28 protein-coding genes are annotated in these 25,446 nt (G+C 67.2%); 18 read left to right on the top strand and 10 right to left on the bottom strand.

Features of this window, described 5'->3' with window-relative positions:
- Nucleotides 1-3: 3 nt before the first annotated feature.
- From ybeY to IAE60_RS17545, 3 genes are all read right to left on the bottom strand, one after another.
- Entirely contained in the window at nt 4-492 is a 489-nt protein-coding gene (gene ybeY / locus IAE60_RS17555; protein ID WP_162111009.1) for an rRNA maturation RNase YbeY, read from the bottom strand.
- A 143-nt stretch (nt 493-635) separates the two neighbouring features.
- Complete coding sequence (locus tag IAE60_RS17550) at nt 636-1,625, bottom strand: PhoH family protein (RefSeq protein WP_187573208.1); 990 nt, start codon at nt 1,623-1,625, stop codon at nt 636-638.
- Between the two features lie 27 nt (nt 1,626-1,652).
- Nucleotides 1,653-1,946 (bottom strand): hypothetical protein, encoded by a 294-nt coding sequence (locus tag IAE60_RS17545; protein ID WP_162111011.1) that lies wholly within the window; start codon nt 1,944-1,946, stop codon nt 1,653-1,655.
- Nucleotides 1,947-2,098: 152 nt separating this feature from the next.
- Between IAE60_RS17545 and IAE60_RS17540 the strand changes: the two genes are divergently transcribed.
- From IAE60_RS17540 to IAE60_RS17520, 5 genes are read left to right on the top strand one after another with little or no spacing between them, the layout of a single operon-like run.
- Complete coding sequence (locus IAE60_RS17540; RefSeq protein WP_187573207.1) at nt 2,099-2,809, top strand: TetR/AcrR family transcriptional regulator; 711 nt, start codon at nt 2,099-2,101, stop codon at nt 2,807-2,809.
- Nucleotides 2,799-3,758 (top strand): HlyD family secretion protein, encoded by a 960-nt coding sequence (locus IAE60_RS17535; protein ID WP_187573206.1) that lies wholly within the window; start codon nt 2,799-2,801, stop codon nt 3,756-3,758. Before IAE60_RS17540 ends, IAE60_RS17535 begins: the two co-directional genes overlap by 11 nt.
- Nucleotides 3,759-3,771: 13 nt before the next feature.
- A complete protein-coding gene (locus IAE60_RS17530; RefSeq protein WP_222937262.1) occupies nt 3,772-4,698 on the top strand; it encodes an ABC transporter ATP-binding protein in 927 nt (308 codons plus the stop codon).
- On the top strand, nt 4,695-5,780 hold the full coding sequence (locus IAE60_RS17525) for an ABC transporter permease (protein WP_187573204.1): 1,086 nt from the start codon (nt 4,695-4,697) through the stop codon (nt 5,778-5,780). The genes IAE60_RS17530 and IAE60_RS17525 overlap by 4 nt, the downstream gene beginning before the upstream one ends.
- A 36-nt stretch (nt 5,781-5,816) precedes the next feature.
- A complete protein-coding gene (locus tag IAE60_RS17520; RefSeq protein ID WP_187573203.1) occupies nt 5,817-6,248 on the top strand; it encodes a hypothetical protein in 432 nt (143 codons plus the stop codon).
- A gap of 9 nt (nt 6,249-6,257) precedes the next feature.
- Here the strand turns inward: IAE60_RS17520 and miaB are convergent, their stop codons facing one another.
- A complete protein-coding gene (miaB, locus tag IAE60_RS17515) occupies nt 6,258-7,694 on the bottom strand; it encodes a tRNA (N6-isopentenyl adenosine(37)-C2)-methylthiotransferase MiaB (protein WP_187573202.1) in 1,437 nt (478 codons plus the stop codon).
- Between the two features lie 216 nt (nt 7,695-7,910).
- Here miaB and IAE60_RS17510 point away from each other — a divergent pair, with 216 nt between their 5' ends.
- The 6 genes from IAE60_RS17510 to IAE60_RS17485 all read left to right on the top strand — a co-directional run bounded on the left by IAE60_RS17510 (nt 7,911) and on the right by IAE60_RS17485 (nt 12,924).
- Nucleotides 7,911-8,816 (top strand): lytic transglycosylase domain-containing protein, encoded by a 906-nt coding sequence (locus IAE60_RS17510; RefSeq protein ID WP_187574798.1) that lies wholly within the window; start codon nt 7,911-7,913, stop codon nt 8,814-8,816.
- A gap of 166 nt (nt 8,817-8,982) precedes the next feature.
- Nucleotides 8,983-9,591 carry a ubiquinol-cytochrome c reductase iron-sulfur subunit gene (gene petA / locus IAE60_RS17505; protein ID WP_185896788.1) on the top strand — a complete coding sequence of 203 codons (609 nt, stop codon included), beginning with the start codon at nt 8,983-8,985 and terminating at the stop codon, nt 9,589-9,591.
- A gap of 3 nt (nt 9,592-9,594) precedes the next feature.
- Entirely contained in the window at nt 9,595-10,854 is a 1,260-nt protein-coding gene (locus IAE60_RS17500; RefSeq protein ID WP_187573201.1) for a cytochrome b, read from the top strand.
- A complete protein-coding gene (locus IAE60_RS17495; RefSeq protein WP_162110578.1) occupies nt 10,847-11,593 on the top strand; it encodes a cytochrome c1 in 747 nt (248 codons plus the stop codon). The genes IAE60_RS17500 and IAE60_RS17495 overlap by 8 nt, the downstream gene beginning before the upstream one ends.
- A gap of 181 nt (nt 11,594-11,774) precedes the next feature.
- Nucleotides 11,775-12,410, top strand: a complete 636-nt coding sequence (locus IAE60_RS17490) for a glutathione S-transferase N-terminal domain-containing protein (RefSeq protein WP_185896786.1) — start codon at nt 11,775-11,777, stop codon at nt 12,408-12,410.
- A gap of 61 nt (nt 12,411-12,471) precedes the next feature.
- Nucleotides 12,472-12,924 (top strand): ClpXP protease specificity-enhancing factor, encoded by a 453-nt coding sequence (locus tag IAE60_RS17485; protein ID WP_187573200.1) that lies wholly within the window; start codon nt 12,472-12,474, stop codon nt 12,922-12,924.
- Between the two features lie 40 nt (nt 12,925-12,964).
- Here IAE60_RS17485 and IAE60_RS17480 read toward each other — a convergent pair whose 3' ends face one another.
- The 3 genes from IAE60_RS17480 to IAE60_RS17470 are packed head-to-tail and all read right to left on the bottom strand — an operon-like array spanning nt 12,965 to nt 14,440.
- Nucleotides 12,965-13,291 carry a DUF3301 domain-containing protein gene (locus IAE60_RS17480; RefSeq protein ID WP_162110586.1) on the bottom strand — a complete coding sequence of 109 codons (327 nt, stop codon included), beginning with the start codon at nt 13,289-13,291 and terminating at the stop codon, nt 12,965-12,967.
- Between the two features lie 16 nt (nt 13,292-13,307).
- Nucleotides 13,308-14,174 carry a carboxylating nicotinate-nucleotide diphosphorylase gene (nadC, locus tag IAE60_RS17475; RefSeq protein ID WP_187573199.1) on the bottom strand — a complete coding sequence of 289 codons (867 nt, stop codon included), beginning with the start codon at nt 14,172-14,174 and terminating at the stop codon, nt 13,308-13,310.
- Nucleotides 14,171-14,440 carry a Trm112 family protein gene (locus IAE60_RS17470; RefSeq protein WP_187573198.1) on the bottom strand — a complete coding sequence of 90 codons (270 nt, stop codon included), beginning with the start codon at nt 14,438-14,440 and terminating at the stop codon, nt 14,171-14,173. Before IAE60_RS17470 ends, nadC begins: the two co-directional genes overlap by 4 nt.
- Before the next feature lie 67 nt (nt 14,441-14,507).
- On the opposite strand from IAE60_RS17470, the gene purE reads away from it, so the two are divergent.
- Nucleotides 14,508-15,017, top strand: coding sequence for a 5-(carboxyamino)imidazole ribonucleotide mutase (gene purE / locus IAE60_RS17465; protein WP_187573197.1), 510 nt, complete (start codon nt 14,508-14,510; stop codon nt 15,015-15,017).
- Nucleotides 15,014-16,156, top strand: coding sequence for a 5-(carboxyamino)imidazole ribonucleotide synthase (locus IAE60_RS17460; RefSeq protein WP_187573196.1), 1,143 nt, complete (start codon nt 15,014-15,016; stop codon nt 16,154-16,156). Before purE ends, IAE60_RS17460 begins: the two co-directional genes overlap by 4 nt.
- A gap of 69 nt (nt 16,157-16,225) precedes the next feature.
- Here the strand turns inward: IAE60_RS17460 and IAE60_RS17455 are convergent, their stop codons facing one another.
- Both IAE60_RS17455 and sodB read right to left on the bottom strand, forming a co-directional pair.
- Nucleotides 16,226-16,651: a hypothetical protein gene (locus tag IAE60_RS17455; protein WP_187573195.1), complete on the bottom strand. Its 426-nt coding sequence runs from the start codon at nt 16,649-16,651 to the stop codon at nt 16,226-16,228.
- A gap of 153 nt (nt 16,652-16,804) precedes the next feature.
- Entirely contained in the window at nt 16,805-17,383 is a 579-nt protein-coding gene (sodB, locus tag IAE60_RS17450; RefSeq protein WP_185896780.1) for a superoxide dismutase [Fe], read from the bottom strand.
- 158 nt (nt 17,384-17,541) lie between these two features.
- Here sodB and grxD point away from each other — a divergent pair, with 158 nt between their 5' ends.
- The 5 genes from grxD (at nt 17,542) to ppnN (ending at nt 24,279) form a co-directional block, all read left to right on the top strand.
- A complete protein-coding gene (grxD, locus tag IAE60_RS17445) occupies nt 17,542-17,862 on the top strand; it encodes a Grx4 family monothiol glutaredoxin (RefSeq protein ID WP_162110569.1) in 321 nt (106 codons plus the stop codon).
- Between the two features lie 2 nt (nt 17,863-17,864).
- Nucleotides 17,865-18,605: an SDR family NAD(P)-dependent oxidoreductase gene (locus IAE60_RS17440; protein WP_244966742.1), complete on the top strand. Its 741-nt coding sequence runs from the start codon at nt 17,865-17,867 to the stop codon at nt 18,603-18,605.
- Complete coding sequence (locus IAE60_RS17435; RefSeq protein ID WP_162110567.1) at nt 18,602-19,204, top strand: YhgN family NAAT transporter; 603 nt, start codon at nt 18,602-18,604, stop codon at nt 19,202-19,204. Before IAE60_RS17440 ends, IAE60_RS17435 begins: the two co-directional genes overlap by 4 nt.
- A gap of 259 nt (nt 19,205-19,463) precedes the next feature.
- The gene (locus IAE60_RS17430; protein ID WP_185896778.1) at nt 19,464-22,772 is read left to right on the top strand and encodes a TonB-dependent receptor; all 3,309 of its coding nucleotides are present in this window, start codon (nt 19,464-19,466) and stop codon (nt 22,770-22,772) included.
- A gap of 124 nt (nt 22,773-22,896) precedes the next feature.
- A complete protein-coding gene (gene ppnN, locus IAE60_RS17425) occupies nt 22,897-24,279 on the top strand; it encodes a nucleotide 5'-monophosphate nucleosidase PpnN (RefSeq protein ID WP_187573193.1) in 1,383 nt (460 codons plus the stop codon).
- 4 nt (nt 24,280-24,283) lie between these two features.
- Here ppnN and IAE60_RS17420 read toward each other — a convergent pair whose 3' ends face one another.
- Nucleotides 24,284-25,309 carry a sensor histidine kinase gene (locus IAE60_RS17420; protein ID WP_187574797.1) on the bottom strand — a complete coding sequence of 342 codons (1,026 nt, stop codon included), beginning with the start codon at nt 25,307-25,309 and terminating at the stop codon, nt 24,284-24,286.
- Nucleotides 25,310-25,446 lie beyond the last annotated feature (137 nt).

Raw genomic sequence — 25,446 nt, 5'->3', positions numbered from 1 at the left:
TGGTCAGTCTTCCGCGTAGGGGTCGGCGATGCCGAGTTCGGCCAGGATCTCCCGCTCCAGCTGCTCCATGCACTCGGCCTCCTTGTCGTCCTCGTGATCCCAGCCCAGCAGGTGCAGCGCACCGTGCACGGTCATGTGGGCGTAATGCGCGGCCAGCGGCTTCTTCTGCTCTTTCGCCTCGCGCGCGACCACCGGTGCGCAGATCACCAGGTCGCCGAGCAGCGGCATCTTCACGCCCTTGGGCAGCTTGACGCCCTCGGCCATCTCGGCCGGGAAGCTGAGTACGTTGGTGGCATAGTCGCGCCCGCGGTAATGCCGGTTGAGCGCGCGGCCTTCCTTGCTGTCGACGATGCGGATGGCGAGGTCGGCTTCGCGGATGCGGCCGGCCAGCGCCGCGGCCACCCACTTGCGGAAGCTCACCGCCGACGGGATGCCGGTGCGCGGCAGCGCATAGCTGACGGAAACGTCGAGACGGACGGGGCCTTGGGTCATGTTTTTCGCTCGTCATTCCGGCGCATGCCGGACGTTCAACAGCCGCATGACGGGTCATCCGTTCCGATGTTGCCTGATGACGGGCTCATGCAAGCCAAGGGGAAGACCAACCTGGATCCCCGCTTGCGCGGGGATGACGGCGATCAGGAAGACTGCTCGGCCGACTCCGCATCCTTGCCGTCACGCGCATCGTAAGCCCGCACGATCTTCGCCACCAGCGGGTGGCGCACCACGTCGCGACTGGTGAAGAAGGTGAACGAGATGCCGTCCACGTCGCGCAGGACGTCCAGCGCATCCTTCAGCCCGGACTTCTGGTGCTTGGGCAGGTCGATCTGGGTCAGGTCGCCGGTGACCACCGCCGTGCTGCCGTAGCCGATGCGCGTGAGGAACATCTTCATCTGTTCGATGGTGGTGTTCTGCGCCTCGTCGAGGATGACGAACGCATCGTTGAGCGTGCGGCCGCGCATGTAGGCCAGCGGGGCGATCTCAATGACGTTCTTCTCCAGCAGCTTGACCACCTTGTCCACGCCCAGCATCTCGTACAGCGCGTCGTACAGCGGCCGCAGGTACGGGTCGACCTTCTGGGACAGGTCGCCGGGCAGGAAGCCCAGCTTCTCGCCGGCCTCCACCGCCGGGCGCACCAGGATCAGCCGCTGCACCCGCGACTCGTTGAGTGCCTCCACCGCACTGGCGACGGCCAGGAAGGTCTTGCCGGTGCCGGCCGGGCCGAGGCCGAAGTTGATGTCGTGGGTGGCGATGGCGTGCAGGTACTTGGCCTGGTTGGCGCCGCGGCCGCGCACGGTGCCGCGCTTGACCTTGATGGCCACGTCCTGCGGCGCGTAGCCGTCGTCGGCCACCTGGTCCACGTGGGCGGCCGTCAGGCGCAGGTGGATGGCCTCGCTGTCGAAAGTCTCGCTGGCGGCTTCCTGGTACAGCGCATGCAGCAGCTTTTCGGTCGCGGCCACGGCCTTCGCCGGGCCGGTGACCCGGAAGACGGCGCCGCGGTTGGCGATCTCCACGCCCAGCCGCAGTTCGATCTGGCGCAGGTGGGCGTCGAAGGGGCCGGCCAGATTGGCCAGGCGTTCGGTGTTTTCGGGTTCCAGGGTGAATTCGCGCTTGCTGGGGGCAGTCATGGGGCAGGGGTTCGATGTAGTCGGGGGCTAGTGGCGCGTCTGGTCGTCGGCATCCTCGACCGGCCACTGGTTGAACACGTAGACCTCGTCGTCGACCAGGGCCTGGTCGAAGTGGTCGGCATTGGGGGCTTCGTCGCGGTCGACCTGCACCGGTTCGTCCTCCACCGCCACGACCACCCAGCCCTGTTCGCGGATGAACTCGGATGCGCGCCGCATGGGGTCGTCGGCGAATCCGGGTTTCTGGTAGCAGGTGACATACGCACCGCCGGCTTCAACGAAGTCGGGGCTGTCGGCGCGCGGCCGGGCTTCCAGCGTGAACACCCACAGGCGGGGGCTATCCGAGGAAATGGCGGCGATCCTGGCAAACGCAAGGCGGGCGCGCAGGGTAGCGCGATGGCCTGTGGCCGGCCACCTTCCCGCCGCTCGTCGGAACGGGCTTGAAATTTAATTAAATGGAAAATTAAATAGATCCCATGACAACGACGACACCTCCCCGCCGACACGGGGCCAAGACGGACGCCCCGTCCAAGGCCGCCCCCCGCAAGCGCGCCCGTGGGCGCCGTCCCACCGCCGAGACCGCCGACCTGCGCGTCACCCTGCTGGACGCGGCGCTGGCCTGTTTCGTCCGGGGTGGCATCGCGGCCACCTCGCTGCGCGATATCGCCAAGGAAGCCGGGGTGACGCCCGCGCTGGTGCACTACTACTTCGGCGACAAGGCGCAGCTGCAGGAAGCGGTGGTGACCGAGCGGTTGCTGCCGGTCGTGGCGAAGATGCGCGCGCCGGTGAGGCAGGCCGGGAATGGGGATGTCGCGGGGCTGGTCGCTGGCTTCGTGCACGGCATCGGCACGGTGGTGGCCGAGCATCCGTGGCTGCCCACGCTATGGGTGCGCGAGATCCTGTGCGAGGGCGGCGCGCTGCGCGAGATGATGATCCGCCAGGTCGGCCCGCTGCTGCCGACGATGATGGCGAGCCGCTTCGCCGCCGCGCAGCAGGCCGGCCAGCTCAACCCCGACCTGGATCCGCGCCTGCTGATGGTGTCGCTGATCGGGCTGACGATGTTCCCGATGGCCAGCGCGCCGATCTGGCGCCAGTTGTTCGGCACCGACGACATCGACTTCAACGACCTGCGCCGGCACACGCTGGTGCTGCTGGATCGCGGACTGGAGCTTGATCATGCGAAGTGAATCGCGAAGCGTCGCGCTGGCGACGGCGATGCTCGTGCTGGCCGCCTGCAGGGCGGATGCGCCGCAGGCCCTGGGCACGCTGGAATGGGACCGGGTGACGCTGCCCGCGCCGGTGGCCGAGAAGATCGTCCGCATCGACGTGCGCGAAGGCCAGCGGGTGGCGGCCGGCACGCCATTGCTGCAACTGGAGCTGACCCGTACCCAGTCCCAATTGGCGGCTGCACAGGCCCAGGCCACGCAACGCCGCGAAGCGCTGGCCGAACTGCGTGCCGGTCCGCGCAGCGAGGCCATCGCGCAGGCGCGCGCCAGCCTGGCCGCCGCGCAGGCGCAGGCCCGGGATGCCGACGCGTACTACGCGCGCCTGCAGCCACTGGGCCGCCAACGCCTGGTCGCCGCCTCCGAGCTGGATCGTGCGCGTGCCGCGTCGCAGAGTGCGCAGGCCCAGGTGCGGGTCGCACAGGCGGCGCTGCTGGAACTCGAGCGCGGCACGCGCGCCGAACAGGTCGCGCAGGGCGAAGCGGCCGTCGCTGCGGCGGACGCGCAGGCGCGCGTGCAGGCGGTGACGCTGGAGAAGCTCGATATCGTGGCGCCGCGCGCGGGCCGCATCGACAGCCTGCCCTACAAGCTGGGCGACCAGGCGCCAGTGGGTGCGCCGCTGGCGGTGATGCTGGTGGGCGAGGTGCCCTATGCCCGCGTCTACCTCCCGCAGGCACTGCGCAATCGACTGAAGGTCGGCGACACCGTGCAGGTACGCCTCGATGGCCAGCAGAAGGCGTACGCCGGACGGGTGCGCATGATCCGCAGCGAGCCCAGCTTCACTCCTTACTTCGCGCTGACCGGCCAGGACGCGGAACGGCTCAGCTACCTGGCAGAAATAAGCCTGGGGAAGGAGGCCGCCGGTCTCCCGGTGGGGGCCCCGCTGCAGGTGGTGTCCGATGGCGACGAGTGAGGAAGGACGCGCGATCCGTGTCCGTGGCCTGACCAAGCGCTTCGGCGCACTGGTGGCGGTGGACGATGTGGATCTGGACATTCCGCGTCGTCATGTCTATGGCTTCCTCGGCCCGAACGGCTCCGGCAAATCCACCACCATCCGCATGTTGTGCGGATTGCTCACGCCGACGGCGGGCGACATCGAAGTGCTGGGTCTGCGCATCCCGGAACAGGCCGAGCAACTGCGCACCCGCATCGGCTACATGACCCAGAAGTTCTCGCTGTTCGAGGACCTGACGGTGCGCGAGAACCTGGAATTCCTGGCGGCCGTGCAGGACATCCCGCGCGTGCAGGCGAGGCGAAGGATCGATGAGCTGGTCGAGCAGTACCACTTCCAGGACCGCCAGAAGCAGCTGGCTGGCACGATGAGCGGCGGGCAGAAGCAGCGTCTGGCGCTGGCCGGCGCGGTGATCCACCAGCCGGAACTGCTGTTCCTCGACGAACCGACCAGTGCGGTGGATCCGGAATCGCGTCGCGATTTCTGGGAAAAGCTCTTCGAACTCGCCGACGCCGGCACCACGCTGCTGGTGTCCACGCACTACATGGACGAGGCCGAGCGCTGCCACCGCATCGCCATCCTCGATCGCGGCGTCCTCGTCGCGGACGGTACGCCGGACGCACTGACCGGCGAACTGGCCGGGCGCACGCTGGTGGTGGACGCTGCGCAGCCGCGCCAGGCGCAGAAGGCGTTGGTCGGCCTGCCGGGTGTGATCAGCGTGGCGCAGATCGGCAACCTGCTGCGCGTGTTGATGGCCGAGGACGGACAGGCCGCTGACCGCATCGCGCAGGGCCTGCGCGCGGCTGGCGTCAGTGCACAGGTCTCGGTCGCGCCGGCCAACCTGGAGGATGTCTTCGTCTCGGCCACGCGCGGCCAGCCCGCGCGTGAGGAGGCGGCATGAAGCTCCGTCGCCTGATGGCCGTGATGGTGAAGGAGCTGCGGCAGATGCGCCGCGACCGCATCACCCTGGCGATGATCATCGGTATTCCGGTGATGCAGCTGCTGTTGTTCGGCTACGCCATCAATACCAACCTGCGGGATCTGTCCGCCGGCATCGCCGACCAGTCGCGCACGTCCGCCTCGCGCACGCTGGTGATGGATATCGTCGCCACTGGCGTGGTCGCGCCGACGCATGAGGCCGCCACGCCGCAGGAACTGGTGGGCGCGATGCGTCGTGGCGAGATCAGCATCGGCATCGTCATCCCGCCGGACTACGAACGTCGCCGCGCGGAAGGTCGCGAGGCGGTGCAGATCCTCGTCGATGGCAGCGACAATGCGGTCCAGAGCGCCGCCGCGCAGCTGGCGCAGATGCCGCTGGACGGGCGCAGCAGTCCGCTGGCGACGGGCACCGTCAGTGTGGTCGGCTTCTACAATCCGCAGCGGCGCTCGGCACTGAACATCGTGCCCGGGCTGATCGGCGTGATCCTCACCATGACCATGGTGCTGTTCACCGGCGTGGCCATCGTGCGCGAACGCGAGCGCGGCAACATGGAGCTGCTGATCGCCACGCCGGTGAGCAGTGCCGAGCTGATGATCGGCAAGGTACTGCCCTACGTGGCGATTGGCCTGGTGCAGACCACGGTGGTGCTGGCGTTGGGCATGTGGCTGTTCAACGTGCCGCTGGGCGGAAGCCTGCTGCATGCGTACATCGCCGCCTGCCTGCTGATCGTGGCCAATCTGACGCTGGGCCTGTTGATCTCCACCCGCGCGCAGTCGCAGTTCCAGGCCATGCAGATGACGTTCTTCATCTTCCTGCCCTCGATCCTGCTGTCGGGCTTCATGTTCCCGTTCGCCGGCATGCCGAAGGTCGTGCAGTGGATGGCCGAGGCGCTGCCGCTGACCCACTTCCTGCGCCTGATCCGCGGCGTCATGCTGCGCGGCGCCAGTCTCTGGGAACTGTGGGCGGATGTGCTGGCCTTGCTGGCTTTCACGACGGTGATGATGACGGCGGCGATCCTGCGCTTCCGCAAGCGGCTGGACTGATAGGCTGGCGCTTCATCACGACCCTGGAGTGCGGCAATGGACGAAGCGGCAATCGGTGCGGTGGTGGACGCCATGTACGCGATGATCTCGGGCCCTGCCGGCCCGCGCGACTGGTCGACGCAGGACGCGGTCTTCCATCCGGACTGCCGGCAGATCCGCACGGGTGTCGATGCGCAGGGTGCACCGTGGCGCCTGTCGTTCTCGCTGGAGGAATACCGTGCCAACGCCGACACGCTGTTGGCGGACATGGATTTCTTCGAGGTGGAGACCGGGCGGGAGATCAGGATCTTCGGCAACATCGCCCACGTCTGGAGCGCTTACGAGGCGCGCCATGCCCCCGGCGATACTGTGCCGGAGAGGCGCGGTATCAACAGCATCCAGCTCTACAAGGGCGAGGAGGGTTGGAAGATCATCCACATGATCTGGGACAACGAGCGCGACGGCGTGCCTCTGTCCGCCGTCGGTTGATCCGCTGGCTCAGTCGGCGCCGGCCACGCGCCCGCGCAGCGAGTTGGTCAGCGCCTCGGTGATCAATACGTCGACGAACTGGCCGACCAGGCGCGGATGGCCGGGGAAGTTCACCGAGCGCATGTTCTCGGTCTTGCCGGTCAGTTCGTTCGGGTTCTTCTTCGACGGTCCTTCCACCAGCACCGACTGCACGGTGCCCACCATGGCCTGCGAAATGCCGGCGGCGTGGGCATTGATGTGCTTCTGCAGGCGGTCCAGGCGGGCGTGCTTGGTGGCGTCGGACACGTCGTCCGGCAGGTCGGCTGCGGGCGTGCCGGGGCGGCGCGAGTAGATGAAGGAGAAGCTCTGGTCGAAGCCGACATCCTCGATCAGTTTCATGGTCTTCTCGAAGTCGGCGTCGGTCTCGCCGGGGAAGCCGACGATGAAATCCGAGCTGATCGAGATGTCTGGACGCACCGCGCGCAGCTTGCGGATCTTCTGCTTGAATTCGAGCGCGGTGTAGCCGCGCTTCATCGCCGAAAGGATGCGGTCGCTGCCCGCCTGCACCGGCAGGTGCAGGAAGTTGGCGAGCTGCGGTACGTCGCGGTAGGCGTCCACCAGCGAGTCGCTGAACTCCAGCGGGTGCGAGGTGGTGAAGCGGATGCGGCCGATGCCGTCGATCTCGGCGATGGTGCGGATCAGCAGGCCCAGGTCGGCGGCCTCGCCGTCGCCATAAGGACCGCGATACGCATTGACGTTCTGGCCGAGCAGGTTGATCTCGCGCACCCCTTGGGCGGCCAGCTGCGCCACTTCCACCAGCACGTCCTCGAACGGCCGGCTGACCTCGGTGCCGCGGGTGTAGGGCACCACGCAGAACGAGCAGTACTTGGAGCAGCCTTCCATGATCGACACGAACGCCGACGGGCCTTCGGCGCGGGGTTCGGGCAGGCGGTCGAACTTCTCGATCTCGGGGAAGCTGATGTCGACCTGCGGCCGGTTCTGCTCGCGGCGGGCGCGGATCAGCTCCGGCAGGCGGTGCAGGGTCTGCGGACCGAACACCAGGTCCACGTAGGGCGCGCGCTTGACGATCGCCTCGCCTTCCTGGGACGCCACGCAGCCGCCCACGCCGATGATCACGTCGCGGCCGCCGGCCTTCAGCGCCTTCCAGCGGCCCAGTTGGCTGAAGACCTTTTCCTGTGCCTTCTCGCGGATGGAACAGGTGTTGACCAGCACCACGTCCGCTTCCTCGGGGTTGTCGGTCAGCTCCAGGCCATCGGAGGCGGCCAGCACGTCGGCCATCTTGGCCGAGTCGTACTCGTTCATCTGGCACCCGTGGGTCTTGATGAAGAGCTTTCCGCGCACGAGGTCCGGGCTGCGCGGCCTGGCCTGCGGCAGGGGGACGAGGGCGGGGTCGGTCACGGTAGGGCCGGCCGTGGTCGGCAGGTCGGGGGCTTGCGTCCCGGTCATGGCGCTTAATCCAGTCGGGTGGGAGGAGCGGGCGGCGTAGTTTACGCGCACGGGCCGGGCCGAGGCGGCCGGAACCGTCCCCGGACGGCGTTGATAGCGGGTATCAGGCCATCCCGGGCCGCGGTGCCGCCGGCTGTTGGAACTCCGACCGGCCGCACAGATTGGAGGAAACCTTTGTTGGACAAGGACTTGGCAACCGCTGGCGAATTGGGGACACTGCGCGGCATGAGGGGGACTCTGACGCTTCTGGCCACGCTGGCCGCGTTGACCGCACTGCCGGCCAGCGCGGGCACGCTGTACAAGTGCACCGGCGCTGACGGTGTGCCGAACTACGTCAGCAAGCGCGTCAGCGGCGCCAGCTGCGAAGTGATCAGCCGCTATACCCCGGACCGGAGCCGCCCGGCGCAGGTCGCCACCGTGTCGCGGCCCGCCACGCCGCCGCCTGCCGTGGGCGCGGCCGTCACGCCGGCCTTGTCCGACTCGGCTGCTGCCATGGTGCCTGCCGCGACGCCGCAGGCCACCCCCCCCGCCACCGGTCCCCGCCGCGTCGTCAGCGGGCAGGTCTATTCCTACATCAAGGACGGCGTGCGGCACTACACCAGCACGCGCCCGCGCGGCGGCACCCAGGTCGCCAGCCTGCGCACCATCAAGTACAGCTACATCGAAACCTGCTTCGCCTGCGGTAACCCGGGCGTGGATTTCGGCCGGCTGCGCCTGAACACCTCCGCCTACCAGGCCGAGATCGCCGCGGCCTCGCGCGAGTTCGGCGTGGAGGAGGCGATCCTGCGCGCCATCATGCACGCCGAGTCCTCCTACAACCCCATGGCGCTGTCGCATGCGGGCGCCCAGGGGCTGATGCAGCTGATGCCGGCCACGGCCCGCCGGTTCGGGGTGACCGACAGCTACAACGCCGGCCAGAACATCCGCGGTGGTGCGCAGTACCTGGCCTGGCTGTTGAAGCGCTTCAACGGCAACCTCACCCTGGCCGCCGCCGGCTACAACGCGGGCGAAGGCGCCGTGGACCGCCACGGCGGCGTTCCTCCCTACAAGGAAACGCAGCGCTACGTGCAGCGGGTGGCCGTGCTGGCCGACCGCTACCGCCAGGCCGTCGCCGCACGCTGAGCCGGGACGGGCGGTCCCGGATGCACGCAAGCCATTGATTCCGCGGCAGCCGTTGTCGGCCCATTAAGCCATCCGTTACACTTTGCCGTCTTTTGCGGCCCGTACCGGTCCATGGGTGCGGCCTTGGCAGCCTTTTTAGCTACCTGATTGTTTTGCGGAGTGCCGGATGGCCATCGATGGGGTCAATGGGCCTGTGAATACGGGCCGACGCCGGTTCCTGACTGCGACCACCGCCGTGGTGGGTGCAGTAGGTGCCGGTATTGCAGCTGTGCCTTTTATCAAGTCGTGGAATCCGAGCGCCCGGGCCAAGCTGGCCGGTGCCCCGGTGACCGCCGACATCAGTGGCCTGCAGGAGGGCCAGCGCCTGATCCTGGAATGGCGCGGCCAGCCGATCTGGATCGTGAAGCGTTCCAAGGCCGTGCTCGACGCGCTGCCCACGCTGGACGCGAACCTTCGCGACCCGCAGTCGGAGAACCTCGACCAGCAGCCGGCCTACATCAAGGGTGAGACGCGCTCGCTGAAGCCGGAGATCTCCGTGCTGGTCGGCCTGTGCACCCATCTGGGCTGCTCGCCCGAGATGGCCGCCGAGATCAAGCCGGAGCCGTACGACCCGAACTGGAAGGGCGGCTACTTCTGCCCCTGCCACAAGTCGCGCTTCGACATGGCCGGCCGCGTGTTCCAGGGCGTGCCCGCACCCACCAACCTGGTGGTGCCGCCGCATTACTACGAGAACGACACGACCATCGTCGTCGGTCTCGACCCGCAGGGGGCATAAGCCATGGCGAACATCTTCACCCGTACCGCCGATGGCGTGATGGACTGGTTCAACGCGCGCGCACCGGGCTTCATGCCGGTGTACCGCAAGCACATGAGCGAGTACTACGCGCCCAAGAACTTCAACATCTGGTACATCTTCGGCGTGCTGTCGATCGTGGTGCTGGTCAACCAGATCCTGACCGGCATCTTCCTGACGATGCACTTCAAGCCGAGCGCGGCGGAAGCGTTCGCCTCGGTCGAGTACATCATGCGCGACGTGGAGTGGGGCTGGCTGATCCGCTACATGCACAGCACCGGCGCCTCGCTGTTCTTCATCGTCGTCTACATCCACATGTTCCGCGGCCTGATGTACGGCTCGTACCAGAAGCCGCGCGAACTGGTGTGGATCCTGGGCATGCTGATCTACCTGGTGCTGATGGCCGAAGCCTTCCTGGGCTACGTGCTGCCGTGGGGCCAGATGTCGTTCTGGGGCGCCAAGGTCATCATCTCGCTGTTCGGCGCCATTCCGGTGATCGGCAACGGCCTGACCGAGTGGATCATGGGCGACTACCTGCCCAGCGACGCCACGCTGAACCGCTTCTTCGCCCTGCACGTCATCGCGCTGCCGCTGGTGCTGCTGCTGCTGGTGGTGCTGCACATCTTCGCCCTGCACGAAGTCGGTTCGAACAACCCCGACGGCGTGGAGATCAAGAAGGGCCCGAAGGGCAACCGCTGGTCGCCCACCGCGCCGGCCGACGGCGTGCCGTTCCACCCGTACTACACGGTGAAGGACGGCTTCTATGTCGGCGGCTTCCTGATCATCGCGGCCTTCATCGTGTTCTTCGCACCGGCCATGGGCGGCTGGTTCCTGGAGCACGACAACTTCACCGAGGCCAACAAGCTGGTCACGCCGGCGCACATCAAGCCGGTGTGGTACTACACGCCCTACTACGCGATGTTGCGCGTGGTGCCCGACAAGCTGGGCGGCGTGCTGGTGATGTTCGGCGCCATCGCAATCCTGTTCCTGGTGCCGTGGCTGGACCGTGCGAAGGTGAAGTCCTACCGCTACCGTGGCCTGATGTCCAAGGTGCTGCTGGGCCTGTTCGCGATCAGCTTCGTCTGGCTGGGCAAGATCGGCGCCGGCCCGGGCACGGACCCGGTGGAAACCATCGTCGGCCGCTTCCTGACCGGCTTCTACTTCCTGTTCTTCCTGACCATGCCGATCTGGACCAAGATCGACAAGACCAAGCCAGTGCCCGAGCGGGTGACGACGCATGACTAAGACTTTCGCCTCTCGCCTAGCTGTCTTCGCCAGCGGGTTGCTGATCTCGTTCTCCGCGTTCGCCGCCGGCGGCGGCGCCACGCTCCAGGCCGGCAACGACCTGAGCGACCGCGCCTCGCTGCAGCGCGGTGCGCAGCTGTACATGAACTACTGCGCGGGCTGCCATTCGCTGAAGTACATGCGCTACTCGCGCATGGCCGAGGACCTGGGCCTGACCGAAGACGAGGTGATGAAGAACCTCAACTTCACCGGCGCCAAGTTCGGCGAGCAGGTGCAGGTGTCCATGCCTGCCGCGGGCGGCGAGAAGTGGTTCGGCAAGATGCCGCCGGACCTGAGCGTGATCTCGCGCGTGCGTGGCAGCGACTGGATCTACACCTACCTGAAGTCCTTCTACCTGGACGAATCGCGCCCGCTGGGCTGGAACAACAAGCTGTTCCCCAACGCCTCGATGCCCAACCCGCTGTGGGAGCTGCAGGGCCTGCAGCACGCCGAATTCGGCCCGGTCGATCCGGCCACCGGCGAACGCCACGTCGAGGGTCTGAAGGTGGCGCAGGCCGGCCGCCAGAGCGCGCAGGAGTTCGACCAGACCGCGCGCGACATCACCAACTTCCTGGAGTATGTCGGCGAGCCGGCGGCCCTGAAGCGCCAGAGCGTCGGTGTGTGGGTGATCCTGTTCCTGGCCGCGCTGACGTTCCTGGCCTACCTGCTGAAGCAGGAGTACTGGAAGGACGTCCACTAACGACGTCGCGCGTCCGACGCCACGGGTGCGGGCCGCATGCCCGCACCCACAGGGTCAAAGCCGGCCGGGTTTGCTTGGCTTTTCCGGGCGGGGATTGCACACTCAGGGACCGTGGCGACCGTCAGCAAGGGGCTGGCGGCGTCGGTGCGATCGGCGGATTCCGGTCGTCGGAGAGCCGTGAATGGCTGCGAGCCCACGTATGCGCAATACACTGACGTTGTTTTCTTCCACCGATGATGTGCTGTGCCACCGCGTACGGCTGGTGCTCGCCGCCAAGGGCGTCACCTACGACCTGGTGCCGGTGGACCCGCAGAATCCGCCCGAAGACCTCATCGACCTCAATCCCTACCATTCCGTGCCCACCCTGGTGGAGCGCGATCTGGTGCTGTACGCCGCATCCGTCGTCAGCGAATACCTGGACGAGCGCTATCCGCATCCGCCGCTGATGCCCGTGGACCCGCTTTCGCGTGCGCGCCTGCGGCTGGCGATGCTGCGCATCGAACACGACTGGGTGCCGCAGGTGCAGGCGATCCAGCTGGGCAACAAGCAGCAGGCCGAGGCTGGCCGCAAGCGCCTGAAGGAACTGCTTACCGCGTCCGTGCCGCTGTTCAAGGCCAGCAAGTTCTTCCTCAATCCCGAGATGAGCCTGGCCGACTGCGCGATGGCCCCGATCATCTGGCGCCTGCCGTCGCTGGACGTGCCGCTGCCGAAGGACGGCAAGGCCATCGACGACTACGGCAACCGCATCTTCCGCCACCCCGGATTCCTGCGCAGCCTGACCGACGCAGAAAGGAAGCTGCGCGAGATCCCGGCCTGACCGGCGAACCCGCCGGGCCTGGCTGCGCGCCGCCACGCCGCGATGGCCGCCGAGAAATGAAATGACCGACGCCTCCTCCCGCATGACCAGCCACCGTCCGTACCTGCTGCGGGCGTTGAACGAATGGATCGCCGACAACGGCATGACCCCGCACCTGCTGGTGGACGCCACCCAGGCCGGCGTCCAGGTGCCGGCGAGTGCGGTGAAGGAAGGCAAGGTGGTACTGAACATTGCCGAGCGTGCGGTCGTGCGGCTGATGATCGACAACGACGCTGTCAGTTTCACCGCGCGCTTCGGGGGTGTCAGTCAGCCCGTCTACGTGCCCATCAGCGCCGTGCTGGCGATCTACTCCCGCGAGACGGGGCAGGGCATGGCGCTGCCGGAAGACGTGACGCACGATGCCGATACGGGCGAAGAAAGCGGCGATGACGCGCCCGCGACGGATACCCCGCCCGATGACCACACCCCGCCGCCCGGCGGCAAGCGCCCGCCTTTCCTGCGCGTGGTGAAGTAACCCAGATCGCCTGGCGTCTGCCGGGGGCGCCGCAGGGTTCTCAGTGCGGGCCCAGCGGCGTAACCGACGGCGCCACCGGGCCCACGAACGACACCAGCCGTCCCTGGCGCAGGACCAGCCGGCCGACATGGCGGTCGGTGCCGTCGTGCGAATACTCGAAGCGGAAACTGCGCTCGAATCCCAGCCAGCCGTCCTCGCCGCGGCGCAGGCGCAGGCCGTTGGCGTGCACGCTCTGGTCCAGCCAGATCACCCCCGCCGCCTTGCAGGCGTTGCGGCCCAGCTCGCCGGCGCGTTCCGCCGCGGCACGCGCCGCATTCCAGTAGGCGAAACCGGCGCCGGCCGCCAGCAGCCACAGCAGGGCACTCAGCGGCGACACGCAGGACTCATGGTGCAGGGCCCAGCTTCATCGACAGGTCGATGGCGCGGACGTGCTTGGTCAGGCCGCCGATGGACACGAAGTCCACGCCGTCGGCGGCGATGTCGCGGAGCGTGGTCATGTCCACGCCGCCCGACACTTCCAGCGGAATGCGCCCGTCGAACGGCGGGGACTTGGCGCGACGGACCGCTTCACGACGCGACGCGGCATCGAAGTCGTCGATCAGGATACGCTCGCAGCCTTCGGCCAGCGCTTCCTCGAGCTGCGCCAGGGTTTCCACTTCGACGATCAGCGGCAGCGTGGGTTGCGCGGTGCGGGCGGCACGGATCGCGGCCGTGAGCGAGCCTGCAGCACGCACGTGGTTTTCCTTCAGCATTACGGCGTCGTACAAGCCGATGCGATGGTTCTGTCCGCCGCCGCAGCGGACGGCGTACTTCTGCGCCAGGCGCAGGCCGGGCAGGGTCTTGCGGGTGTCGAGGATGGTGCAGCCGGTACCACGTACGGCATCCACGTACGCGGCCGTGGTGGTGGCCGTGCCGGACAGCGTCTGCAGGAAGTTCAGTGCGGTACGTTCGGCGGTGACCAGGGTGCGCGTGCGGCCCGACAAGGTGGCCAGCACGGTGCCGGCCGGAACCCGGTCGCCGTCCTGCACGCGCCAGTCGATGCGCGCCTCCGGATCGAGCGCGCGGTGGCAGGCGTCGAACCACGGGCGGCCCGCGACGACGGCGTCTTCCTTGCAGAGCAGATAGGCGATGTCGGCGGCGTCGGGCAGCAGCGCGGCGGTGACATCCCCGCTGCCGACATCCTCGGCCAGCGCGCGCGCGGCATCCGAGGCCACAAGGTCCGCGGGTGGGGGCGTCGGACGCAGGCTCATCGGGCGGGGAAGTCGTCGACCTGCGCGGTGGCGATCGCTTCCTCGGCGAGCAGGACGGGAATGCCGTCCTCGACGCGGTAGACGGTCTTGCGGTCGTGCGTCACCAGGGCTTCGCGCAGCGCCTCGGCCTGCGGTGCGTCGTCGGCGCGCTTGACCTGGCCCGCGGCGATGGCGCGGTTCAGCGCTTCCAGCCCGCGTGTCTCCAGCACGCCCAGCGGCTGGCGGGTGGTGGGGCAGCACAGCAGGTCCAGCAGTTTGCGGTCCATGGAGGTGGGGGCTCGATCGGTGATTCGGTCAGGAGGGTAGAATACGTCTTTGCGACCGAGGACGGCCATGACCGCCAGCGTATCCAGCCCCGTGGTGGGCATCGTGATGGGTTCCCGCTCCGACTGGGACACCATGCAGCACGCCGCGCAGAAGCTGGAGGCGCTGGGCGTGCCCTACGAGGTGAAAGTGGTCTCGGCGCACCGCACGCCCGACGTGCTGTTCTCGTACGCGGAAGCCGCCGCCCAACGCGGCCTGCGCGCCATCATCGCCGGCGCCGGTGGCGCGGCCCACCTGCCCGGCATGCTGGCGGCCAAGACCGCGGTGCCCGTGCTCGGCGTACCGGTGCAGTCGAAGGCGCTCAATGGCATGGATTCGCTGCTGTCCATCGTGCAGATGCCGGCCGGCATCCCGGTGGCCACGTTCGCCATCGGCAACGCGGGTGCCGCCAATGCCGGCCTGTTCGCCGCGGCGATGCTGGCGGCGGAACATCGGGCCATCGGTGCGGCGCTGGCCGCGTTCCGCGCGCGCCAGACCGATGACGTGATGGCGCACGACGACCCGCGTCAGCCACTATGACGACGGTCGGCATTCTGGGCGGAGGGCAGCTGGCACGCATGATGGCGCTCGCCGGCGCGCCCCTGGGCCTGCGTTTCCTGGTGATGGACACCGCGCCGGACGCCTGTGCAGGCCAGTTCGCGCCGCTGCTGGTCGGCGACTACCGAGACGAGTCGGCCCTGGCCGAATTCGCGTCGAAGGTCGACGTGGCCACCTTCGATTTCGAGAACGTGCCCGCGGAGAGCGCGGAGTGGCTGGCGCAGCGGGTTCCCGTGTTTCCCAATCCCCGCGCGCTGGCGGTGGCGCAGGATCGCCTGGTCGAGAAGAGCCTGTTCCGCGAGCTGGGGATTCCCGTCGGCGCCTTCGCCGATGTCGGCAGCCTCGACGCGCTACGCAGCGAAGTCGATCGGCTCGGGGGCGCCTGCATCCTCAAGACGCGTCGACTGGGCTATGACGGCAAAGGGCAATTCCGCATCAAGTCGCCTGCCGACGTGGATGCGGCCTGGCAGGCGCTGGGTGCGCAGGCCGGGACCGTGGGCCTGATCGTCGAAGCCTTCATTCCGTTCGAGCGGGAACTATCCGTTGTCGCCGTGCGTGGCCGCGATGGCGAGTTCCGCACCTGGCCGCTGACCGAAAACTGGCATGTCGACGGCGTACTGTCGGCCAGCCTGGCACCGGCACAGGTCGACGCGGTGCTGGCCGAAGCGGCATATGCGCACGCGTGGAGGTTGGCGGAGTCGCTCGACTACGTGGGTGTGTTCGCGCTGGAGCTGTTCTATCGGGACGGCGAACTGCTCGCCAACGAGATGGCACCGCGTGTGCACAACTCGGGCCACTGGACCATCGAGGGCGCGGAAACCTCGCAGTTCCAGAACCACCTGCGCGCCGTGCTGGGCCTCCCGCTCGGCGAGACGCGCACGCTGGGCCATGCCTGCATGTTGAACTGGATCGGCGAGATGCCTGACGCCGCGTCTGTCCTGCAGGAGGCCGGTGGCCACTGGCACGACTATGGCAAGGAACCGCGTGCCGGACGCAAGGTCGGCCACGCCACGCTGCGTGCCGACGATGCTGCAGCGCTTGCCCATGCGCTGGCGCGCGTCGGTGTCGCCCTTGGGCGGCAGGCGCAGGTCGCGCCGGTCGTCGCGCGGCTCACGGCCTGAGGTCGGCGACCGCCTGAAGCGAAGAACGGCCGGATCACCCGGCCGTTCTGCCCTGCGCGATGCCGCGCCTCAGCGGCAACGCCCGAACCTGTCCGGTGACGTACCCGGCCCGCCCCTCGGGCCCGGCGGATTCTCCCAGTTGGTCCCGCGGCCACCGCGCGGTCCCGGCGGGTTGTCATCGAGGTCGAACCAGCAGCGCCTGGCCTGGTTCCACAGACCGTAGCGGGGATGCCAGTAGCCGTACTGGGGATTGAAGTAGTACCCGTTCTTCATCACGACGAACTCGTAGCGCTTGCCGCCGTGGCGGAACCAGCGACGGTCGGGCGATGCGCCGGGACCGCCCTTCCAGCCCGGCGGATTCTCCCAGTTGGTGCCGCGGCCGCCGACCGGTCCGGGTGGGTTGTTGTCGCGATCGCGTGGCGCGGCGTCAACATTCGCCGACATCGCGAGCAGGGCGGTGAGCAGGGATCCAGCCAATCCGTAACGCAGTGCCATGGTGTTCTCCTCGGGTGGGACCACGCTCGGGGAACGCCTGCATCGCGGTGCGTGTTGACACCAGGGTGGCCGGGATTCATCCGGCAGCCAGCGTCGCCAAACGGAAACGGCCGGGTGTCCCCGGCCGTTTTCGCGTGGTGCGGGCGCCTGCGATCAGCGCAGGTTGCCGGCCACGAAGTCCCAGTTGACCAGGGCCCAGAAGGACTCGACGTACTTCGGGCGCGCATTGCGGTAATCGATGTAGTAGGCGTGCTCCCACACGTCGATCGTCAGCAGCGGCTTGTCCTCGCCGGTCAGCGGGGTGGCGGCATTGGAGGTGCTGACCAGCGCCAGCGAACCGTCCGGGCGCTGCACCAGCCAGCCCCAGCCGGAGCCGAAGGTGCCGATGGCGGTCTTGGTGAACTCTTCCTTGAACTTGGCGAAATCGCCGAAGGTCTTGTTGATCAGTTCGGCCAGCTTGCCGGTCGGCTCGCCGCCGCCATTGGGCTTGAGGCAGTTCCAGTAGAAGGTGTGGTTCCAGACCTGCGCGGCGTTGTTGAACATGCCACCCTGCGACTTGCGCACGATCTCTTCCAGCGACGCATCGGCGAACTCGGTACCTTCGATCAGCTTGTTGAGGTTGTCCACATAGGTCTTGTGGTGCTTGCCGTAGTGGAAGTCGATGGTCTCGCCGGAGATGTGCGGTTCCAGGGCGGTGCGGTCGTAGGGCAGGGGGGGCAGTTCGATGGCCATGGCTCGGTTTCCTTGTGCTAGGCGGGTCAAGAGGCATGCCGGGCATCGTCGGAGCGATGCCAGGGCTTACAATGGGCAATCCGCCGGCGAGGCCTGCGGAGCGGACCGAAAGTGTACCCGACGGTGGTTGCCAAACCGTCAAGGAAGGAGAAATCAGCATGCCGGTGATGGAACGCATCCAGGCCGAAGTGGATGGCCACCCGATCGTCCTTTTCATGAAGGGCACGCCGCAGTTCCCGATGTGCGGCTTCTCCAGCCGCGCGGTGCAGGCACTGCGCGATGCGGGCGCCGAGCACCTGTACACGATCAATGTGCTGGAGGAGCCCGAGATCCGCGCCAACCTGCCGCGTTACTCCAACTGGCCCACGTTCCCGCAGCTCTTCATCAACGGCGAACTGATCGGCGGTTGCGACATCACCCTGGAACTGCACGAGTCCGGTGAGCTGCAGCGCATCGTCGCCGAGGCGCTGTCGCCGTGAGCCTGGTCGGCCTGCCTACCCGCGCGCCGCGCGCGCTGGACCAGCGCGTCGTCCTGGTCAGTGGTGCGCACGGCGGATTGGGCAGTGCGGCCGCCGTCGCCTGCGCACGTGCGGGCGCCACGGTGGTGCTGCTGGGCCGCAAGCTGCCGAAGTTGAATCGCGTGTACGACGCAGTGGCGCAGGCCGGTGCGGAGCCCCTGCTGTATCCGCTCGACCTGGAGGGCGCATCGCCCGACGACTATGCGGAACTCGCCGACCGCCTTCGCGCGGAACTGGGACATCTGGACGGCGTGCTCCACTGTGCCGTGGAGTTCAAGGGGCTGACGCCACTGGAGCACACCGACCCGGCGGCCTTCGCGCGTGTGGTGCATGTCAACCTGACGGCGCCGTGGTGGCTGTCCCAAGCGTGCCTACCGCTGCTGCGGCAGGCGCAGGACGCGGCGCTGGTGTTCGCACTGGACGATCTGGAACGTGTCGGTCAGCCCTACTGGGGCGCTTACGGCATCGCGCAGCATGGTCTCGCCGCGATGGTGGGCATGCTGCATGCGGAATTGGCCTCGTCGTCCGTCCGCGTTTCCGCCCTGCAACCGGGTCCGATGCGTACCGGGCTGAGGTCGCGCGCCTATGCGGACGACAACGACCTGCAGGCCCGCGAGGCGACCGATTACGCCGATGCCTGCGTCAGCTTGTTGTCGTCTGCGGGCGCCGCCCACCGTGGTCAGGTCTGGAAAGTGCGCGCATGACCATCCTGTCGGCGGCGATGCTGCTGTTCCTGATCCTGGACCCGCTGGGCAACATCCCGGTGTTCCTCAGTGTGCTCAAGCCGCTGCCGACCCGACGGCAGCGCATCGTGGTGGTCCGGGAGCTGCTGATCGCGCTCGCTGTGCTGATGCTGTTCCTCTGGTGCGGCAAGTACGCCCTGGACCTGATGCACCTGCGCCAGGAGTCGGTGGCCATCGCCGGCGGCATCGTGCTGTTCCTGATCGGCGTGCGGATGATCTTCCCGCGCCCCGAAGGCCTGATGGGCGAGACGCCCGGCGGTGAACCCTTCATCGTGCCGCTGGCCATCCCGCTGGTCGCCGGCCCCTCCGGCATGGCCGCCGTCATGCTGATGGGAAGCTCCGAGCCGGACCGGCTGGGGGACTGGAGCCTGGCCCTGCTGATCGCCTGGGCGGCCACGGCGGCCATCCTCATTTCCGCCACGGTGCTCTACAAGTGGCTGGGCAGGAGCGTACTGACGGCGATCGAGCGCCTAATGGGCATGCTTCTTGTGGCCATCTCCGTGCAAATGGTGCTGGACGGGGTGGGGACCTACCTCAAGCTGACGCCCCCCAACATCTGATCGGCGGCCAAGACAACAGGCGCCAGATCCGGCTTCCACAGCGGCTGCGAACGGTGCACAGCGGTCATGTTGCGTCGCGGAACTTTGTCATGCCGCGGTCACAAAATGGTCCTATCGTGTTAACCTGTTATTAACCTCCGCGGACGCCGCGTGGGCCATGGGAACCCCTAGCACGCCCTTCAGAACCGACCCCACCGGGTGGTTCCGCACGTCTCGTCAGCCAGCTTCGCCACATCACTCCCGTACCGAGGTTTATCCGATGAACCAATCCCGTCGTCTTCGCCTGTCCAAGCTCAGCCTTGGCCTCGTCGTCGCACTCGCCGCCGCGCCCGCCTTTGCGCAGAGCACCTCGGCCGGTGTGGGCGGCCTGGTTACCGACAATGGCGGCCAGCCCGTCGCCGGCGCCGAGGTGACCATCACCCACGTCGAATCCGGTACGGTCAGCCGCGCCACCACCGACGCCAGCGGTCGCTACAATGCACGCGGCCTGCGCGTGGGCGGTCCGTACCAGATCACCGTGACCAAGGCCGGCTCGGGTACGAAGACCGAAGACGGCGTGTTCCTGAACCTCAACCAGGTCAACACGGTCAACGCAGCGCTGACCGGCGACATGACCACGCTGGAAACGGTCACCGCGATCGGCGTTGCGGGCGGATCGGAAGTGTTCAGTGCGTCGAAGATGGGCACGGGTACCACGGTGTCGCGGGAAGCGATCGCGGCCGCTCCTTCGATCGGACGCAACATCCAGGACATCATGCGCATGGATCCGCGCGTGTCGCAGATCAGCAAGGCTGACGGCGCCATCTCTGCCGGTGGCCAGAACACGCGTTACAACGCGATCCGCATCGACGGCGTCAGCACCAACGATCCCTTCGGCCTGGAGTCGAACAACCTGCCGACCGAGCGTCAGCCGGTTTCGATCGACGCGATCGAGGAAGTCAAGATCGATCTGGCCAACTACGACGTGACCACCACCGGCGGTACCGGCGCGGTCGTCAACGCGGTCACCAAGTCGGGCACGAACGAGTTCCACGGTTCGGTGTACGGGGTCTACCGTAATGACGACATGGTGGGCGACGACCGCAACGGCAATCCGTTCACGGGCTTCAACAAGGAAGAGACCTACGGCTTCACCCTCGGCGGCCCGCTGCTGAAGGACAAGCTGTTCTTCTTCGCCAACTATGAGAAGTTCAAGCGTGGCGCCCCGGGTCCGGATCTGGAGAACACGCCCTACGGGCGCGGCCAGATCACCGACGCCAACATCGCCGCCATCCAGGCCGCTGCCGACACCTGGGGTTTCGACGCCGGCTCGCTGCTGGGTGCCGATTCGCTGGACACCGACATCGAGGAATACGCGGTCAAGCTGGACTGGAACATCAACGAGGCCCATCGCGCCAACATCCGTTACAGCAAGCTGACCCAGGACGTCGCGAAGCTGCCGCCGAGCAGCTGGAACAGCGCGATCTCGCTGAGCTCGCACTGGTACAACCAGAACAAGACCTTCGAAAGCACGGTCGCACAGCTGTTCAGCGACTGGAGCGACAATTTCTCCACCGAACTGAAGGTGTCGCGCCGTGAGTACGATGCCATTGCGCAGCCGACGTCCAATCTGCCGCACATCCGCATCGACTTTGGCAACAACCAGGTGCTGCTGGGTACGGAACAGAACCGTCACGTCAACGTGATCCAGACCAAGGAGAACAGCCTGTTCTTCGCGGGCAACTGGTTCGTGGGCGACCACACCATCAAGTTCGGTGTGGACTACGCCGAGAACGACATCTTCAATTACTACGGCCGCAACCAGAACGGCTACTACCGCTTCACCAGCCTGGCGAACTTCATCGCGGGCAATCCGAGCGAGTACGACTATCGCGCCCCGCTGCCCGGCGGAAGCTACGCCGACATCCCGGCGGAGTTCACCATCAAGAACACGGGCTTCTTCCTGCAGGATACGTGGGCGGTCAACTACAACCTCAGCCTGCTGTTCGGCCTGCGCGGCGATAAGCCCTCCTTCGGTGGCGAGCCGATCTACAACGAGTGCATCTCGTCGGCTCCCAATGCGGCCGGGACCGGCCCCGCCAACTGCCGCTTCGGTGGGTTCGGTTACGACAACCGCCAGTTGATCGACGGCATCCTGTGGCAGCCGCGCGCCGGCTTCAACTACACCTTCGACAGCGATCGCCCCACCCAGTTGCGCGGCGGCGTGGGCTTGTTCATGGGTGCGGCACCGAATGTGTGGCTGTCGGGTGCCTACCAGAACACCGGTCGCCAGTATGTCGAATACTCGGTCCGCAACAGCGGCGGCATCGGTCCGATCTTCAGCCCGGATCCCAACAACCAGCCGACCAACTTCGCGACGGGCACGCCGCGTCAGAACGTGGACATCATCCACCCGGACCTGGAGCAGCCGTCGGTTTGGAAGGCGAACCTCGCATTCGATCATGAGCTGCCGTGGTACGGCCTGGTCGCGTCGGCCGAGTTGCTGTTGACCCGGGTGAAGGATGCGATCTACCTGGAGCGTCTGGACCTGGGTGCGCCGAACACCATCGCCGGTCCGGACGGCCGCGTGATGTACTGGAACAACAACGGTCTGGACGCTTCGCGCTGGCTGACCAGCCTGAGCTCGGCGACCGGCGGCACGCAGCGTTACAACCGTCCGTCGTACGTCGGCGACGTCATGTTGCTTCGCAATACCGACAAGGGTCACAGCCAGCAGTTCACCGTCAGCCTCGAGAAGCCCATGTCGGAGAACTGGTCGTGGATGGTGGGTTACACCTACACCGCGGCCAAGGAAGTCAGCCCGTTGACCAGCTCGCAGAACACGTCGAACTGGAACAACAATCCGATGTTCAATGCCAACGAGGACGTGCTGGTCAATTCGCGCTATGCGATCAAGGACCGCATCAGCGGCGCGCTGACGTTCAAGAAGGCGTTCTTCGGCGACTACGCGACCACGGCGTCGCTGTTCTATGAAGGCCGCAGCGGTCGTCCGTTCAGCTACGTCTTCTGGAACGATGCCAACGGCGACAGCCGCACCTTCAACGACCTGTTCTATGTGCCGAACGGCCCGGGCGATGTGGTGTTCACCAACCTCACCCAGAACGGCGTCACGACCACCGGCGCGCAGCAGGAAGCGGCGTTCTTCGAGTGGCTGGCCAAGCATCCGGAACTGCAGCGTTACGCGGGTAGCTATGCCCCGGCGAACGAGTTCCGCGCTGGCTGGACGAACAGCTTCGACCTGCGCATCAGCCAGGAGCTCCCGGGCTTCTGGAAGGGCCACAAGTCGTCGCTGACGCTGGACATCATGAACGTCGGCAACCTGCTCAACAAGAAGTGGGGCCTGATCGAGGACGCCGGTTTCAACTCCAACCTGGCAGTGGCGAACTTCGCGGGCATCTGCAACGCCGCTTCGATCAGCAGCGGCGTCTGCCCGGTGGGCTCTGAAGGCAAGTACGCCTATCACTTCACCGGCGCGCAGGACTTCCAGATCCAGGAAGTCAACGGCGACGGCGTGAATACCGGCGTCTCCCGTTGGGCGGCCCAGGTGACGCTGCGCTACGAGTTCTGATCGCTGCCGTCATGCAAGACCGAAACGGCCGGGGAAACCCGGCCGTTTTCTTTTGGGCGGGCTCCTCTTGCTGCGGGGACTGCGCTAAAGTCCCGCTCCTGACGAACGAGAACAGGAAAACCCCATGAGTGAAACGGCATCGAGGGCGTTGCCGGTCCAGGACGCGCGCATCTATCCGCGTGGCGGCCTCGACGTGCTTTCCCGCGCGGAAGTGGCGCGCCTGCGCGACGCCTCCGCGGGCGGCATGCACGAACTGCTGCGCCGCTGCGCGCTGGCGGTGCTGACCAGTGGCAGCGCCTCGGACGATCCGCGCGCCGCACGCGATCTGTACCCCGACTTCGATATCCAGGTGCTACAGCAGGACCGCGGTGTGCGTATCGACCTGATCAACGCACCGGCCATGGCGTTCGTGGATGGCGAGATCATCCGCGGCGTGGCCGAGCTGCTGTTCGCCGTGGTACGCGACCTGGCCTACACGGCCATCGAGCTGGGGCCGGAGTATGCGGCCGACCTCGAATCGTCGGCGGGCATCACCAACGCCGTCTTCGGCCTGCTGCGCAACGCGCGCATCCTGAGGCCGAGCGACCCCAACCTGGTGGTCTGCTGGGGCGGTCACTCCATCTCGCGCGACGAGTATCTCTACACCAAGCAGGTGGGCTACGAGCTGGGCCTGCGCGGCCTGGACATCTGCACCGGCTGCGGCCCGGGTGCGATGAAGGGGCCCATGAAGGGCGCGACCATCGCGCACGCCAAGCAGCGCCGCAGCAGGACGCGCTACATCGGCGTGACCGAGCCCGGCATCATCGCCGCCGAGTCGCCCAACCCCATCGTCAACCACCTGGTGATCATGCCGGACATCGAGAAGCGCCTGGAGGCCTTCGTCCGCATCGGCCACGGCATCATCGTGTTCCCGGGCGGCGTGGGTACGGCGGAGGAGATCCTGTACCTGCTGGGCATCCTGCTGCACCCGGACAACGCCGACCTGCCGTTCCCGCTGATCCTCACCGGACCGACCATCGCCGCGCCGTACTTCGAGCAGATCGACCGCTTCATCCGGCTGACGCTGGGTGACGCGGCCGCCGAGCGCTACGAGATCGTCATCGGCGACCCGGTGGCCGTGGCGAAGAAGATGGGCGCCGGCATCCGCCGCGTGCGCGAATACCGGATCGAACAGAAGGATTCGTTCTTCTTCAACTGGGCCATCCAGATTCCCGAGGACTACCAGCAGCCCTTCGTGCCGTCGCACGAGGCCATGGCTGCGCTGCAGCTGCGGCCCGGACGCGCCGTGCACGACCTGGCGGCGGACCTGCGTCGCGCCTTCTCCGGCATCGTGGCGGGCAACGTGAAGGAAGACGGCATGCGCCGGATCGAGGATTTCGGTCCGTTCGAAATCCACGGCGAGCCCGCGATGATGCAGGCCCTGGATGCGCTGTTGCGGGCGTTCGTGGAACAGCGGCGCATGAAGATCGCCGGCGAGTACAGGCCGTGCTACCGCGTGGTGACCTGAGCGGTCACGGCGTCAGTGGAATCCGGATGACGGCGGTATAGCGTCCTTCCGCCGTCGTCGTCCGCACGCTGCCGCGCCCATGCGTCATGGCCTGGATGCGGGCGCGGACGGCATTCAGGCCCACCTGATGGCCCGTGGTGGGCCGTACCGGCGCCGAGGGCAGGGCATTGGCCACCGTCACCTCCAGCCAGTCGCCGTTCGTCGCCACCTGCAGGTGCACATCGCCTCCCGTCGCCACGGGCTCCACCCCATGGCGGATCGCGTTCTCGACCAGCGGCTGGATCGACAGGGCGGGCACGGCCAGGTCAGGCAGGGCCACCGGCACCTGCCACTCCACGCGCAGGCGATCGCCGAAACGAAGGCCTTCGATCTCGAGGTAGCGCCGCACGAGCGCAAGCTCATCTGCCAGCGTGATCTCTCGCGGCCCCGCCAGCGCGGCACGGAACAGGTCCGACAGGTCCAGCAGCAGTCGCTCCGTCTCCTCCGGACGCTGATGCACCAGCGCAGCGCCGGTATTGAGGGTGTTGAACAGGAAGTGGGGGCGGATGCGGGCCTGCAGGGCCTCCAGCTCGGCCTGCTTGGCGCGGACGGCCAGTTGGCGGGCGCGCCAGTGGTTGTGGAACGCGGCAAGTCCCAGTAAACCCACCGTGACCGCGATTCCTGTACAGGATAGAAGCGTGGCGCGCCAAGCGCCGGTCGACATGCCCCAGTCATTGCCAAGCAGCAGCCATGCAGCACCGAGTGCGCCCCAGGTGAACACTGCCAGCAGTGCGATGGCCAGGCAGGCAATCAGCAGCGGGCGAACGCGGGAGAGTGGATGACGCAACGCATAGAGAGTGCCCAGCGACAGCAGCAGTACCCACTGGATGCAGAGGGACGCCAGGCCGAAGTAGCTCCAATGGTCTTCGGTTGCCCCAGGGGCGATCGTGAGCAGTAGCGCCAGTCCCTCTCCCGCCATGATGGCCCAAAGGATGACGGACGGCTGCCAGAGGGCGTCGAGCGGCGTGACGGTGGCGTGGTCAGAGGGCATGGCGGGCCAAGAGGGCGGGTCCATGCATGATGCCCTTTTGGCGGTGGAACGGCAGCCTTGGCCGCTTGGGAAGCGCTTAAGGCCGTTCATCGGCTACCCGCTGGCGTGGCCGGATGCCAGTGTTTAGGGTGCAGGCT

This window comes from Pseudoxanthomonas mexicana, assembly GCF_014397415.1.
In the GTDB taxonomy this organism is placed as follows: Bacteria; Pseudomonadota; Gammaproteobacteria; order Xanthomonadales; family Xanthomonadaceae; genus Pseudoxanthomonas_A; species Pseudoxanthomonas_A mexicana.
The sequence above is the reverse complement of the archived record's forward strand: the minus strand, read 5'-3'. Positions and strand labels throughout refer to the sequence as shown.

Coding starts and splice junctions, on each gene's coding strand:
- ybeY (WP_162111009.1), bottom strand. CDS start 492: ATGACCCAAGGCCCCGTCCGTCTCGACGTTTCCGTCAGCTATGCGCTG.
- IAE60_RS17550 (WP_187573208.1), bottom strand. CDS start 1,625: ATGACTGCCCCCAGCAAGCGCGAATTCACCCTGGAACCCGAAAACACC.
- IAE60_RS17540 (WP_187573207.1), top strand. CDS start 2,099: ATGACAACGACGACACCTCCCCGCCGACACGGGGCCAAGACGGACGCC.
- IAE60_RS17535 (WP_187573206.1), top strand. CDS start 2,799: ATGCGAAGTGAATCGCGAAGCGTCGCGCTGGCGACGGCGATGCTCGTG.
- IAE60_RS17525 (WP_187573204.1), top strand. CDS start 4,695: ATGAAGCTCCGTCGCCTGATGGCCGTGATGGTGAAGGAGCTGCGGCAG.
- IAE60_RS17520 (WP_187573203.1), top strand. CDS start 5,817: ATGGACGAAGCGGCAATCGGTGCGGTGGTGGACGCCATGTACGCGATG.
- miaB (WP_187573202.1), bottom strand. CDS start 7,694: ATGACCGGGACGCAAGCCCCCGACCTGCCGACCACGGCCGGCCCTACC.
- petA (WP_185896788.1), top strand. CDS start 8,983: ATGGCCATCGATGGGGTCAATGGGCCTGTGAATACGGGCCGACGCCGG.
- IAE60_RS17500 (WP_187573201.1), top strand. CDS start 9,595: ATGGCGAACATCTTCACCCGTACCGCCGATGGCGTGATGGACTGGTTC.
- IAE60_RS17495 (WP_162110578.1), top strand. CDS start 10,847: ATGACTAAGACTTTCGCCTCTCGCCTAGCTGTCTTCGCCAGCGGGTTG.
- IAE60_RS17490 (WP_185896786.1), top strand. CDS start 11,775: ATGGCTGCGAGCCCACGTATGCGCAATACACTGACGTTGTTTTCTTCC.
- IAE60_RS17485 (WP_187573200.1), top strand. CDS start 12,472: ATGACCGACGCCTCCTCCCGCATGACCAGCCACCGTCCGTACCTGCTG.
- nadC (WP_187573199.1), bottom strand. CDS start 14,174: ATGAGCCTGCGTCCGACGCCCCCACCCGCGGACCTTGTGGCCTCGGAT.
- IAE60_RS17470 (WP_187573198.1), bottom strand. CDS start 14,440: ATGGACCGCAAACTGCTGGACCTGCTGTGCTGCCCCACCACCCGCCAG.
- purE (WP_187573197.1), top strand. CDS start 14,508: ATGACCGCCAGCGTATCCAGCCCCGTGGTGGGCATCGTGATGGGTTCC.
- IAE60_RS17460 (WP_187573196.1), top strand. CDS start 15,014: ATGACGACGGTCGGCATTCTGGGCGGAGGGCAGCTGGCACGCATGATG.
- IAE60_RS17455 (WP_187573195.1), bottom strand. CDS start 16,651: ATGGCACTGCGTTACGGATTGGCTGGATCCCTGCTCACCGCCCTGCTC.
- sodB (WP_185896780.1), bottom strand. CDS start 17,383: ATGGCCATCGAACTGCCCCCCCTGCCCTACGACCGCACCGCCCTGGAA.
- grxD (WP_162110569.1), top strand. CDS start 17,542: ATGCCGGTGATGGAACGCATCCAGGCCGAAGTGGATGGCCACCCGATC.
- IAE60_RS17435 (WP_162110567.1), top strand. CDS start 18,602: ATGACCATCCTGTCGGCGGCGATGCTGCTGTTCCTGATCCTGGACCCG.
- IAE60_RS17430 (WP_185896778.1), top strand. CDS start 19,464: ATGAACCAATCCCGTCGTCTTCGCCTGTCCAAGCTCAGCCTTGGCCTC.
- ppnN (WP_187573193.1), top strand. CDS start 22,897: ATGAGTGAAACGGCATCGAGGGCGTTGCCGGTCCAGGACGCGCGCATC.
- IAE60_RS17420 (WP_187574797.1), bottom strand. CDS start 25,309: ATGCCCTCTGACCACGCCACCGTCACGCCGCTCGACGCCCTCTGGCAG.